General features: G+C 60.9%; 12 protein-coding genes. 6 read left to right on the top strand and 6 right to left on the bottom strand.

Translation table 11 applies throughout. The features are described 5' to 3' along the window. Positions 1–134: 134 nt before the first annotated feature. The 3 genes from ACM6HV_RS24250 to ACM6HV_RS24240 all read right to left on the bottom strand — a co-directional run bounded on the left by ACM6HV_RS24250 (position 135) and on the right by ACM6HV_RS24240 (position 2,262). Positions 135–773 carry a LysE family translocator gene (locus ACM6HV_RS24250; protein ID WP_414905472.1) on the bottom strand — a complete coding sequence of 213 codons (639 nt, stop codon included), beginning with the start codon at positions 771–773 and terminating at the stop codon, positions 135–137. 1 nt (position 774) lies between these two features. Beyond that, positions 775–1,545, bottom strand: coding sequence for a 2OG-Fe(II) oxygenase (locus tag ACM6HV_RS24245; RefSeq protein WP_095668580.1), 771 nt, complete (start codon positions 1,543–1,545; stop codon positions 775–777). A gap of 90 nt (positions 1,546–1,635) precedes the next feature. Continuing rightward, positions 1,636–2,262, bottom strand: a complete 627-nt coding sequence (locus ACM6HV_RS24240; protein WP_414905471.1) for an alanyl-tRNA editing protein — start codon at positions 2,260–2,262, stop codon at positions 1,636–1,638. Positions 2,263–2,352: 90 nt separating this feature from the next. On the opposite strand from ACM6HV_RS24240, the gene ACM6HV_RS24235 reads away from it, so the two are divergent. Then, entirely contained in the window at positions 2,353–3,351 is a 999-nt protein-coding gene (locus ACM6HV_RS24235; protein WP_041069083.1) for a LysR family transcriptional regulator, read from the top strand. 94 nt (positions 3,352–3,445) lie between these two features. Here the strand turns inward: ACM6HV_RS24235 and ACM6HV_RS24230 are convergent, their stop codons facing one another. Both ACM6HV_RS24230 and ACM6HV_RS24225 read right to left on the bottom strand, forming a co-directional pair. After that, positions 3,446–3,853 (bottom strand): PA2817 family protein, encoded by a 408-nt coding sequence (locus ACM6HV_RS24230; protein WP_041069086.1) that lies wholly within the window; start codon positions 3,851–3,853, stop codon positions 3,446–3,448. 89 nt (positions 3,854–3,942) lie between these two features. Further along, entirely contained in the window at positions 3,943–6,390 is a 2,448-nt protein-coding gene (locus tag ACM6HV_RS24225; protein ID WP_414905470.1) for an acyl-CoA dehydrogenase, read from the bottom strand. A 247-nt stretch (positions 6,391–6,637) separates the two neighbouring features. On the opposite strand from ACM6HV_RS24225, the gene ACM6HV_RS24220 reads away from it, so the two are divergent. The 4 genes from ACM6HV_RS24220 (at position 6,638) to ACM6HV_RS24205 (ending at position 9,806) form a co-directional block, all read left to right on the top strand. Next, entirely contained in the window at positions 6,638–7,297 is a 660-nt protein-coding gene (locus ACM6HV_RS24220; protein WP_414905469.1) for a transglutaminase-like domain-containing protein, read from the top strand. 43 nt (positions 7,298–7,340) lie between these two features. Then, entirely contained in the window at positions 7,341–7,964 is a 624-nt protein-coding gene (locus tag ACM6HV_RS24215; RefSeq protein ID WP_145594306.1) for a glutathione S-transferase, read from the top strand. Positions 7,965–8,097: 133 nt separating this feature from the next. Then, complete coding sequence (locus ACM6HV_RS24210) at positions 8,098–9,030, top strand: ABC transporter ATP-binding protein (protein ID WP_414905468.1); 933 nt, start codon at positions 8,098–8,100, stop codon at positions 9,028–9,030. Next, on the top strand, positions 9,027–9,806 hold the full coding sequence (locus ACM6HV_RS24205; protein ID WP_041069097.1) for an ABC transporter permease: 780 nt from the start codon (positions 9,027–9,029) through the stop codon (positions 9,804–9,806). The genes ACM6HV_RS24210 and ACM6HV_RS24205 overlap by 4 nt, the downstream gene beginning before the upstream one ends. Before the next feature lie 80 nt (positions 9,807–9,886). Here ACM6HV_RS24205 and ACM6HV_RS24200 read toward each other — a convergent pair whose 3' ends face one another. Then, complete coding sequence (locus ACM6HV_RS24200; protein ID WP_041069099.1) at positions 9,887–10,405, bottom strand: DUF2062 domain-containing protein; 519 nt, start codon at positions 10,403–10,405, stop codon at positions 9,887–9,889. 136 nt (positions 10,406–10,541) lie between these two features. On the opposite strand from ACM6HV_RS24200, the gene ACM6HV_RS24195 reads away from it, so the two are divergent. Next, positions 10,542–12,755: a DNA internalization-related competence protein ComEC/Rec2 gene (locus ACM6HV_RS24195; RefSeq protein WP_414905467.1), complete on the top strand. Its 2,214-nt coding sequence runs from the start codon at positions 10,542–10,544 to the stop codon at positions 12,753–12,755. Positions 12,756–12,866 lie beyond the last annotated feature (111 nt).

The raw sequence follows: 12,866 nt of genomic DNA, 5'->3' as shown, positions 1-12,866 counted from the left end.
AAACTAACACCGCGAAGGTGTTGAAGGGGAGCCCCTGAAGTGGGATCCGTCGCACAGAAATGCAAAAGCGGCGCACAAACGAAAAAGGCCCGAGCAGTGTGCAACTGATCGGGCCTTGTCTTTGGGCGCAGCGTTTACATCGACAGCACCAGCCTGCCGGCGAACAGAATCAGGATCACGCCCATGCTGCGTTCGAACCAATGGCCCATGCGCATGAACAGGGTCCGCACCCGGCTGCTGGAAAAAAACAGTGCGACGATCACGAACCACAGCGCGTTGACCAAGCACATCCACACCCCGTACAGCGCCTGGATGTTCAGCGGGGTAGTGGCGCTGATGATCGTGGTGAAGATCGCCAGGAAAAACAGCGTGGCCTTGGGGTTGGTGGCATTGGTCAGAAAACCGGTGCTGAACGCCTTGAACAGTGACTGCGCAACCAGCGGCTCGTCGGTATTGTTTTCACCCTCGAGCGTGGACTTCGGTTTACTGCGAATCAGGCTGATGCCGAGGTAAAAGATGTACGCGCCACCGATCACCTTGGCCACGGTCAGCAACCACGGCGTGGTGTGCATGAGCGCGCCAACGCCGAGCAAAGTGTAGAGAACGTGCACCGAAATACCGGCGCCGATGCCCAGTGCGGTGCAGATGCCCACCAGTCGGCCGAAGCGTACGCTCTGGCGGATGGTCACGGCGAAGTCCGGGCCGGGAGCGACCACGGCCAGAAAGTGAATGGTGGCCAGCGCCAGAAACTCGCCCAGGTAGTTCGATAACATCTCAGCTCCAGAAGGTCAGGGGTGAAGCATTGCCGCGATAGCCGACAAAGAATGAAAGGCTCAGTCGCGGATCCGCTACACCCGGCGTCACCGAGTGCATGCAGCGCGAATTGAACATGATGAAATCGCCCGGCTCCGGCCGCACTTCCAGGGTCGGTGGGCCGAGCAGCGCCGGGTCGATGCCGTAGCTGTCGCCGCGCATCTCGTCGAAGCGGTCCGGGCTGATATCGTCGTCCCACATCTGCAGCGCACCTCCCTCGGTCGGCATGTTCAGGTACACGTTGCAGGCGAACTGCGCCTCCAGGCTGCGGGCCTGAAAGCTGTCCGGGGCGTCCTTGGCGAAAATGTCGTGATGAGCGAGGAAACACACACCGGGTTTGACCACTCGCGACAGGCCGACATACATCTTGCGGCCATAGAGGTTTTCCAGATGAGCGCCGGCCGGCCAGGACTCGTCGAGCATGCAGCGCAGGGTATCGACCGGCGAGGAGTAGGGGGCGCAACGTTCGCGCAGTTCCGCGATGTTGCGGGTGGCGCGTTCGAAGTAGTCCTCGATCAGCAGCGGCTGGTTCTCCGCCTCGTAAAACGCCATGCCGATGCGGCCGATGCTCGGCGCGTTGATGTAGCCCTCAAAGCCCGGAGCCAGAATCTTGTCGCCAAGCTGAACCGCCAGCGGCTCCGGCAGAAAGCCTTTGACGCGAATGGCGAGGACTTCTTCGTTGGCCAGTTTTTTTATGCACGTCTCATCGAGACGCTCGACGTCTAGCATCATTGTTTTTAGGTCCATCTATCGATAGTCAACGGAACCGGCGAGTGCGGTTCCCCCGGCGTCGAACGCTGCGCGGAGCAGCGCCCGAGATGCTTAATCCACGCTGTAGTGGACGGATAACGTGCCTTTCTTCTGCGAAAGCGAGGCGATCGTGACTGTGCCCAAATCCTTCAGGCTGCGTACATGGGTGCCACCGCAGCCATAGGCCGGCAGCTCGCCAAAACCGATTTCCCGCGCGCCTTCGCGCAGTGAGGTCAGGCGCGGCAGATCGTGTTCGATCCACTGACGGATACCGTATTGAACGGTAGGTGCGTCGACTTCCTGCGCGGCATCGCCCGGCTTGAATTGCACTCGGCCCTCGTCCGGCCAGTGGTGCGCCTTGATCGGCGTCCAGCCCATGGCCTGCACGAAATGCCCGATCAGGTGCCCGGCCGAATGCATGCGGGTGTTGTAGCGGCGACGTTGTTCATCGACGTGGATGCAGGTCATGCCCAGTTTCACCGGACGGTCGACGTAATGCACGATCCGGTCAGGTTCCTGCACCACGCGCAGCACCTGGCTTTCGCCGATCATGCCGGTATCGCAAGGCTGCCCACCGCCTTGCGGATGAAACAGCGTGGCGCGCAACACCACGGCAAATTCGTTCTCGTGGGGCGTGCAGTCGAGGACTTCCACATTAGCCTTGAGGTCATCACTATGGAAAAAGAGGCGAAGCGTCATATTCCATGCCCTTATTAAAGTGTCTTTTTTTATTATATGAATCGTGCAATAACGTGATAATCCGTTCAAACATCAAAGGACTTGTGCGCTGTGAGCATCAATCTTCCGCTGCCGCTGCTCGGTGAAATGGCGATCTTCGTCAAGGTCGTGGAGACCGGCAGTTTCTCCGAAGCCGCCCGCCAGCTGGGTTCCTCGCCGTCGGCGATCAGTCGCAGCATTTCCCGACTGGAAAAAGCCCTGGCCACGCGTTTGCTGCAGCGGACTACGCGCAAACTGCGCTTGAGTGACGGTGGCGAGGAAGTGTTCAAGCGCTGTCAGGAGATGGTCAGCGCCGCCAAATCGGTGATGGAGATCAGCGGGCAGTTCACCCACGAGGCGGAAGGGCTGGTGCGGGTCAGCGTGCCGAAAGCGGTCGGACGCTTCGTGATTCATCCGCACATGCCCGAGTTTCTGCGGCGTTATCCGAAGGTCGATGTCGAGTTGTTGCTGGAAGACCGCCAGGTTGATTTGATTGACGATCATGTCGACCTGGCGATTCGTATTACGGACCGTCCGCCGGCCGGGCTGGTCGGGCGACAGTTGCTGACCATCGACCATTTGCTCTGCGCCACCCCGCAATACCTGGCCGACCACGGCACACCGACGCATCCGCATGATCTGCTCAATCACAGTTGTATCTATCTGGGAGAAACCCCGAGCGATGCCCGCTGGAAATTCAAGAAGGGCAGTAAAGCAGTGACGGTCGGCGTGCGTGGCCGCTATGCCGCCAACCATACCGGCGTGCGGCTCGGAGCCGTGTTGCAGCACATTGGTATCGGCAGCTTGCCGTACTTCACCGCGCGTTATGCGCTGGAGCAGAAACTGATTGTACAGGTGCTGCCGGAGTGGACATTCCTCGCGTCCTATCACGGTGGGCTGTGGCTGCTGCATTCACCGACGCGTTATCTGCCGCCGAAGCTGCGGGTGTTCATCGATTATCTGGTGGAGTGTCTGGAAAAAGAGCCGACGTTGAGCAAGCCGGGGAAGGCGGGGGCGCCGAATAATCTGGCGATGGCGTATGAATTGCCGGAGAGCGAGGGGCTGCTTTAAAAGCAAAAGATCGCAGCCTGCGGCGGCTCCTACATGAATCACATGATTCCCTGTAGGAGCTGCCGAAGGCTGCGATCTTTTGATCTTTGGAAACTTAGTGCTTGCTGTCTTGAGCAGACATCGCCAGCAGCTGTTTTTCCTGATTCCAGTCGAACGGTTCGTCGTTCTGTTCGGCTTCGTAGCGACGTTCTTCCAGTGCCTGATACAGGTCGATTTCTTCATCAGACAAGTAGTGCAGGCAGTCACCAGCGAAGAACCACAGCAGATCCCGCGGGATCAGGTGGGCAATTTGCGGATAGCGGGTAATCACTTGGGTCAGGATGTCCTGGCCCAGGTACTGGCTTTCGATCGGATCGATCGGCAGGGACGCCAGCAGTTCGTCAAAGCGCTCCAGGAACAAGGCATGGCTTTCTTCGGGAACCTGATCGGCCTCACCTACGGCGACCAGGATACTGCGAAGGTGGTCGAGCAAAACCAGATGATCGGCAACGACGTTGGACACGAGATAAGTCCTCAAGAGCAAAACGGGCGCGGGAGTATAAAGCTCTCGCGCCCGTTTTTCACAAATAAACAGCTACACGGTCGTCAGCATCAGCGGACTTTGCCTTCTGCCTGTTTCAGTTCTTCCTTGTCGAAATCATCGACATCGATCACCTTGCGCCGAGCCGCTTCAGCATCGCGCAGGGTTTGCGCCTCCGCCGCTTGCAACACCCCGGCCTCCAGCGCGGCGTCGATAGCGTGTTCGCCTGCCGCCGGTTTGACCTGGCCGCTTTTCAGCGCAGTGTGCAGTTTCTTGTGCAACGGCTGGGCAGTATTCAGCAGATCGCTGGCGTGTTGCAGGGCACCCACGGCATCGTCGGCGGACTGCGGGCGATAGCAGCCGGCAAGCAGTTCTTCGAGGGTCGGATCGCCTTTGGCGCGACCGATCACCGCTGCCACTTCGGCACCGAGCTTGTCCGATGGGCCTTTGTGGCGACGGCCGAACGGGAACACGATCACCCGCAGCAGGCAGCCAAACACTTTGTTCGGGAAGTTGCTCAGCAGCTCATCCAGTGCCCGTTCCGACTGACCGAGGCTTTCTTCCATCGCCCAACGGAACAGCGGCTCCATATGCGCCGGCGAATCCAGGTCGTGATAACGCTTGAGCGCGGCGGAGGCCAGGTACAGGTTGCTCAATACATCGCCGAGACGCGCCGACAGGCGTTCGCGCCGCTTCAGTTCGCCACCCAGCAACATCATGCTGAAGTCGGCGAGCATGGCGAAAGCCGCTGCCTGCCGATTGAGTGCGCGGAAATAACCTTGGCTGATCCTGTCCCCTGGCGCATGTTCGAAGTGGCCAAAGCCCAGGTTCAGCACCAGGGTACTGGCGGCGTTGCCGACGGCAAAACCGATGTGCTTGAGCAGCAGGCCGTCGAATTCTTTCAGTGCCTGATCCTTGTCCTCACGGCCGGCGAGGGCCATTTCCTTGAGGACGAACGGGTGGCAGCGAATGGCGCCCTGACCGAAGATCATCAGGTTGCGCGAAAGGATGTTGGCGCCTTCCACGGTGATGAAGATTGGCGCGCCGTTCCAGCTGCGCCCGAGGTAGTTGTTCGGCCCCATGATGATCGCTTTCCCGCCGTGCACGTCCATGGCGTGGGTGATGCACTCGCGGCCGCGTTCGGTCAGGTGGTACTTGAGGATCGCCGACAGCACCGACGGTTTCTCGCCCAGATCCACTGCGTTGGCAGTCAGCATCCGCGCGGCGTCCATCATCCAGGCGTTGCCACCGATGCGCGCCATGGCTTCCTGAATGCCTTCGAAGGCCGACAGCGGGACGTTGAACTGCTCACGAATCTGCGCATATTGCCCAGTCACCAGACTGGTGAACTTGGCCGCGCCAGTGCCGACGGCTGGCAGCGAAATCGAACGCCCGACTGACAGGCAGTTCATCAGCATCATCCAGCCCTTGCCGAGCATTTCCTGACCGCCGATGAGAAAGTCCAGCGGGATGAATACGTCTTTGCCCGAGTTCGGGCCGTTCATGAACGCAGCACCCAGTGGCAGGTGCCGACGGCCGATTTCCACGCCCGGTGTATCGGTGGGGATCAGCGCCAGACTGATACCGAGATCTTCCTTGTCGCCCAGCAGATGCTCCGGGTCATAAGCCTTGAAGGCCAGACCGAGCAGGGTCGCGACTGGGCCGAGGGTGATGTAGCGCTTTTCCCAGTTCAGGCGCAGACCGATGACTTCCTGGCCGTCCCATTGACCTTTGCAGATGATCCCGGTGTCCGGCATGGCGCCAGCATCGGAACCGGCCAGCGGGCCGGTGAGGGCGAAGCACGGAATATCGTCGCCACGGGCCAGTCGGGGCAGGTAGTGATTGCGCTGTTCGTCGGTGCCGTAATGCAGCAGCAGTTCGGCCGGGCCGAGGGAGTTGGGCACCATCACGGTGGAGGCGAGGTCGCCGCTGCGGGTGGCGAGTTTCATCGCCACTTGCGAGTGGGCATAGGCGGAAAAGCCCTTGCCGCCGAATTCCTTGGGAATGATCAGGGCGAAGAAGCCGTGTTCCTTGATGTGGCTCCAGGCTTCGGGCGGCAGGTCCATCGACTGGCCGATCTGCCAGTCAGTGACCATCGCGCAGAGCTCTTCGGTGGGGCCGTCGATAAAGGCCTGTTCCTCTTCGCTCAGTTGCGCTTTCGGGTAGGACAGCAGCTTGTCCCAGTCCGGACGGCCGCTGAACAGCTCGCCGTCCCACCAGACGGTACCGGCATCGATCGCGTCGCGTTCGGTCTGCGACATCGGCGGCAGGGTTTTCTGGAACCAGTTGAACAGCGGCGCGGTGAAGTGTTTGCGGCGCAGGTCGGGCAGCAGCAACGGCGCGGCAACCACCGCGAGCACGACCCACAGCACCAGCAGCAACCAGCCCGGGGCATGGCTGAAAATACCCATCGCCAGCAGGTAAATGGCGACGATGCCCAACGCGGGCAGCGGGGCGATGCGGCGGTGAGCGAGGTACGCCACACCGACGATCAGAACCAGTATCCACAACAACAGCATATGTAATCCTCCGTGAACCAAGGCCAACCGACCCACCAGAGCTTAGACGGCATCTGTAAAACGGGTGGTCAGAACATGGTGATTGAACTCGTGGGAAACCCCGGATGGTTTTCGTAGGTTCGGTGGGCAACACCCGTGGGAAATCGTTCGCCGTTCCCGCATCTTCGCGTGCATGTTTGGCCGAAACGTCGTTATCTCTGTGCTTGAGCTGTCGCTAGACTCGGGGCTCCCCCAGGAGAACATCGTCATGCGCGAGTATCTGAGTCCCGGCCGCTTCATCGATAGTGACCACCCGGCGGTGGTGGAGTTCGCCGAACAACACCGCGGTGCCAGCCGCGACCCGCTCGAGCAGGCGCTCGGTCTCTATTACGCCGTGCGCGAAGCAGTGCGTTACAACCCGTACACGTTCAGCCTCGACCCGCAGACCCTGTGTGGCAGCCATGCGTTGGCGACCGGAGAAAGTTATTGCGTGCCCAAGGCCACCTTGCTGGCCGGGTGTGCGCGGCATTGCGGCATCCCGGCGCGTATCGGTCTGGCCGACGTCAGGAATCACCTGTCGACCCCGCGGTTGCTGGAACTGCTGCGCAGCGATGTGTTCGCCATGCACGGCTACACCGAGCTGTTCCTTAACGACCGTTGGGTCAAGGCCACGCCGGCCTTCAACCAGCAGCTCTGCGAACTGTTCAACGTCGCACCGTTGGAGTTCGACGGCATCCATGACAGCGTTTTCCACCCGTACAACCGAGACGGCGCGTTGCTGATGGAGTATCTGGTCGATCACGGGCAGTTCGCCGATGTGCCGGAACAGTTCTTCTTCGAACATCTGGAAAAGTGCTACCCGCACCTGTTCGGCGAACATCAGGTGAAGGTGCTGGGCGATATGCAGAGTCATTTGAGCCGCACATGATCCGGCGTATGCTGGCTGCCCACGCATTGGAAAAGAGGCGGTCATGCTGAAGATCTGGGGACGGAAAAACTCATCGAATGTCAGGAAGCCATTGTGGGCCGCCGAGGAGCTTGGCCTGGCTTATCAGGCGATTGACGCCGGTGGCGCCTTCGGGGTGGTCGACACACCTGAATATCGTGCGATGAACCCGAACGGCCGGGTCCCGGTGATCGAGGATGACGGCTTCGTGCTGTGGGAATCGAATGCGATCGTACGTTACCTGCTGGCCAAACATGCGCCGAACAGCCAATGGTTTCCGGCAGACCTGCAAGCCCGGGCCATCGCCGACAAATGGATGGACTGGACCACCTCGAGTTTTGCCGGACCTTTCCGTACCGTGTTCTGGGGGGTGGTGCGTACGCCAGCGGACCAGCAGGATTGGCCGGCGATCAACGCCGCGATCAAAGAATGCACGGCGCTGCTGGCCATGGCCGATCAGGCCCTCGCCAGCCAGCCATACCTGTCCGGCCGCGAAATCGGCATGGGCGATATTCCCCTCGGCAGTTTCATTTATGCCTGGTTCGAGATGCCCATCGACCGTGCCGCGCAGCCGCATCTGGAGGCCTGGTACGCACGGTTGAAGCAGCGTCCGGCTTATCAGAAAGCGGTCATGACCGCGTTGACTTGATAATAACTATCGACACTCTTGACTGTACTTGTGTGGCGGCGGCAAGCACCATTGCGTTCACGCGCCGTGGTTGTTTTGTTCGCCGCCCGGCCCAATCTTTCCTTTTCTTCCCTTCTTGGTGCGTAAATCCGATATGAGTTCCGCTCTGTCCATCCGGCAGCTAACCAAAACCTACGGCAACGGGTTCCAGGCCTTGAGTGGTATCGATCTGGACGTCGCCGAAGGTGACTTTTTCGCCTTGCTCGGCCCCAATGGCGCGGGCAAATCCACGACCATCGGCATTCTCTCGACCCTGGTCAACAAGACCAGCGGCACGGTGAATATCTTCGGTCATGACCTGGACAAGAACCCCGCCGCGCTCAAGCGCTCGATCGGCGTGGTGCCCCAGGAATTCAACTTCAACCAGTTCGAAAAGACCTTCGACATCGTCGTGACCCAGGCCGGTTACTACGGCATTCCGGCGAAAGTCGCCAAGGAGCGCGCCGAGCAGTACCTGACCCAGCTTGGCCTGTGGGACAAGCGCGATGTGCCGTCGCGCTCGCTGTCCGGCGGCATGAAGCGGCGTCTGATGATTGCCCGCGCCCTGGTGCATGAGCCGCGCCTGCTGATCCTCGATGAGCCGACCGCAGGCGTCGACATCGAACTGCGTCGTTCGATGTGGACATTCCTCACCGAGCTGAACCAGAAAGGCATCACCATCATCCTCACCACGCATTATCTGGAAGAGGCTGAGCAGTTGTGCCGCAACATCGGCATCATCGACCACGGCACCATCGTCGAGAACACCAGCATGAAACAGCTGCTGGGCCAGTTGCACGTCGAGACCTTCCTGCTGGATCTGAAAAACGACTTGCACGCTGCGCCACCATTGATCGGCTATCCCGCGCGGTTGCTCGACGGCCATACGCTGGAGGTCCAGGTCGACAAATCCATGGGCATCACCGCGCTGTTCACTCAGTTGGCGCAACAGAACATTGAAGTGCTGAGCCTGCGTAACAAAACCAATCGCCTTGAGGAGCTGTTCGTGTCCCTGGTGGAGAAAAATCTGTCGAAGGTGGCGGTATGAGTTCCGAATTGCGCCCCAACCTCGTCGCCCTCAATACCATCGTTTACCGTGAAGTCCGGCGTTTTACCCGGATCTGGCCGCAGACCCTGCTGCCGCCGGCGATCACCATGGTTCTGTATTTCGTGATCTTCGGTAACCTGATCGGCAAGCAGATCGGCGGCATGGGTGGCTTCAGTTACATGGAGTACATCGTGCCGGGGCTGATCATGATGTCGGTGATTACCAACTCCTACGGCAACGTGGTCTCGAGCTTCTTCGGCAGCAAGTTCCAGCGTTCCATCGAGGAACTGATGGTCTCGCCAGTGTCGCCGCATACCATTCTGATCGGCTACACCATCGGCGGCGTGCTGCGTGGTCTGATGGTCGGGGTGATCGTGACCATCCTGTCGCTGTTCTTCACCCATCTGCAGGTGCATCACCTCGGCGTGACCTTGTTGGTGGTGATTCTGACCGCGACGATCTTCTCGCTGCTGGGCTTCATCAACGCGGTGTTTGCGCGCAACTTCGATGATATTTCGATCATCCCGACGTTTGTGCTGACGCCGCTGACCTACTTGGGTGGCGTGTTCTACTCGATCACCTTGCTGCCGCCGTTCTGGCAGACCGTGTCGCTGGCCAATCCGGTGCTGCACATGGTCAATGCCTTCCGCTACGGCATTCTCGGGGTGTCGGATATCCGCATCGGTATCGCGATCACCTTCATGCTGGTGGCGACCGTGGTGTTGTACCTCGGTTGTGCGCGGTTGCTGGTGAGTGGGCGCGGAATGCGGACCTGATCCAATGTGGGAGCGAGCCTGCTCGCGAATGCAGACAACACAAAAATAAACGGCCTCCCACTGCGGAGGCCGTTTTGCATTCAATGCATGCGGTTTTTTTTGCGCCGCGCCCATTGCCGCGCCACCCACCAGCGCCAGTACAGCATCACCGTGAAGTAGGCGAGGATGCCCAGAAGCAGTCCGCATACCACCGACCCCAGCAAAAACGGCTGCCACATGGTCGAGAGCTCTCCGCTGATCCATTCCCAGGTCAACGAATCGGGCAGGGTGCGGGCGGGCACATTCATCAACCAGGCTCCGGCCTGATAAGTACAGAAAAACACCGCCGGCATGGTGATCGGGTTGGTCAGCCACACGAGGCTGACGGCAATCGGCATGTTACCGCGCACGGTGATCGCCAGTGCGGCCGCCACCAGCATCTGCGCCGGAATCGGCAGGAACGCGGCGAACAGGCCGACGGCCATCGCCCGGGCCACCGAGTGACGATTGAGGTGCCAGAGGTTCGGGTCATGCAACAACTTGCCGAGAAAGCGTAAGGATTTGTGTTCCCTGATGCTCGTCGGGTCGGGCATGTAACGTTTGAATAAGCGCCGGGGCATAAGGCTTCTCGGTCGGTTAAGGCGGCAAGTATGTCTGGATTCTACGAAGCGCCCATTCAGACTTTGTGACAATTGTTGACGACGCCCCGCCTTCGCAGCAGCTATGCCTAACGCAGGAACCCTCAAGGACAGGCTTATGCGCACAGGGATGATGGCGCTGGCAGTCGGTCTGCTGGTACCCGTTTTTTTGCCGGTTTTACCGCCGGTCGGGTTGATGATGGTGTTGCCGCTGGTGGGGCTGATGTTGCTGCCGTTTCGCAGCTATCCGCTGGCGTTTCTGCTGTTCGGTTTTACCTGGGCGTGCGTCAGTGCGCAGTCGGCGTTGAATGATCGCCTGCCCGCAGCGCTTGATGGCGAAACCCGTTGGGTCGAGGGGCGGGTGGTCGGCTTGCCGCAAACCGGCGAGGGCGTCGTGCGTTTCGAGCTGGCCGATGCCCGCTCGCGACACGAGAAATTGCCGTCGTTGATGCGTCTGGCGTGGCACGCCGGGCCGCCGCTCAACAGCGGCGAGCGTTGGCGGCTGGCGGTGAAGCTCAAGCGCCCGAGTGGCCTGCTCAATCCCGATGCGTTCGATTACGAAGCGTGGCTACTGGCGCAACGCATCGGCGCGACCGGCACGATCAAGGACGGTCAGCGCCTGGCCGAGGCCAGTTGGGCGTGGCGCGACAGCATTCGCCAGCGCTTGCTTGAAGTGGACACGCAAGGCCGGGGCGGTGCATTGGCGGCGCTGGTGCTCGGTGACGGCTCCGGGCTCAGTCGCGAGGATTGGCAGATCCTGCAGGACACCGGCACCGTGCATCTGCTGGTGATTTCCGGTCAACACATCGGGATGTTGGCGGCGGTCATGTATCTGCTGGTCGCCGGGCTGGCGCGCTACGGCTGGTGGCCGCTGCGCTGGCCCTGGCTGCCATGGGCCTGTGGGCTGGCGTTTGCCGCAGCGCTCGGCTACGGCTTGCTCGCCGGGTTCGATGTGCCGGTGCAACGGGCCTGCGTGATGGTTGGGCTGGTGTTGTTGTGGCGCCTGCGCTTTCGCCATCTCGGCGCGTGGTGGCCGCTGTTGCTGGCATTCGATGCGTTGCTGTTGCTCGACCCGTTAGCCAGTTTGCGTCCGGGTTTGTGGCTGTCGTTCGCCGCGGTGGGGATTTTGATTTTCACCTTCGGCGGGCGGCTCGGCGCGTGGAAATGGTGGCAGACCTGGACTCGGGCGCAATGGCTGATCGCGCTGGGTCTGTGCCCGGTGTTGCTGGCGCTGAACCTGCCGATCAGCCTCAGCGGACCCTTGGCGAATCTGCTGGCGGTGCCGTGGGTCAGTCTGCTGGTGCTGCCACCGGCGCTGCTCGGCACGCTATTGTTGCCGGTGCCCTACGTCGGTGCAGGCTTGTTGTGGCTGGCCGGTGGTTTGATTGACTGGCTGTTTCGTGGCTTGTCGGTGATCGCCGGCGCCTGGCCGGCATGGATCTCACCGTCGCTGCCGTGGTGGACCTTGTTGATTGGCAGTCTCGGGGCCGTATTGTTGCTGTTGCCGCGCGGTGTGCCATTGCGACCATTGGGCTGGCCGTTGCTGTTGATTTTGCTGGCGCCGCCTCGCGAGCGGGTGGCCGAGGGACTGGCTGATATCTGGCAACTCGATGTCGGTCAGGGCCTGGCGATTCTGATCCGCACGCGTCATCACACGCTGCTCTACGACGCCGGTCCACGTTTCGGCGATTTCGATCTGGGGCAGCGGGTGGTGTTGCCGGCGCTGCACAAACTGGGGGTTGAACGCATCGACCTGATGCTGCTCAGTCATGCCGATGCCGACCATGCCGGTGGTGCGCTCGCTGTATCGCGGGGCCTGAAAGTGACGCGGGTGATCAGCGGCGATCCTCCGGGGCTGCCCGCCATCCTGCGGGCCGAAGCCTGTGAAAGCGGACGTCAATGGCAGTGGGACGGGGTGCGGTTTCAACTGTGGCAGTGGTCGGCGGCCCATGACAGCAATCAGCGCTCCTGCGTGTTGCAGATCGAGGCCAATGGCGAGCGTCTGCTGCTGACAGGCGATATCGACACGGCTGCCGAACGGGCTCTGCTGGAGAGTCCGTTGGCGCGGCCGACGCACTGGCTGCAAGCGCCGCATCATGGCAGCCGCAGTTCGTCTTCAATGGCGCTGCTTCGGGCTCTGAGGCCGCATTCGGTGCTGATCTCCCGTGGGCAGGGCAATTCGTTCGGGCATCCGCATCCGCTGGTGCTGGCGCGTTATCGCCAGCAAGGGCTGCGCATCTACGACAGCGCGCAGCACGGCGCCATTCATCTGCGCCTGGGCGGCTTTCAGGCGCCGTGGCTGATGCGTCAACAGCGGCGTTTCTGGCGTTGAATCACCACTGATCGCGGGATCGCCGAATGCGGCATCAGGTCGTCGGGGCAGCGGGTCTTAATCGCGAACCGGTATGGTAAAGTGGCGCACTTTTTCGAGGGGACTGTCACT

It is taken from the genome of Pseudomonas sp. IT-P260 (genome assembly GCF_949768395.1).
GTDB classification, from domain to species: domain Bacteria; phylum Pseudomonadota; class Gammaproteobacteria; order Pseudomonadales; family Pseudomonadaceae; genus Aquipseudomonas; species Aquipseudomonas parakoreensis.
Note: the sequence above shows the minus strand (reverse complement) of the source record. Positions and strands in the feature narration are given on the sequence as shown.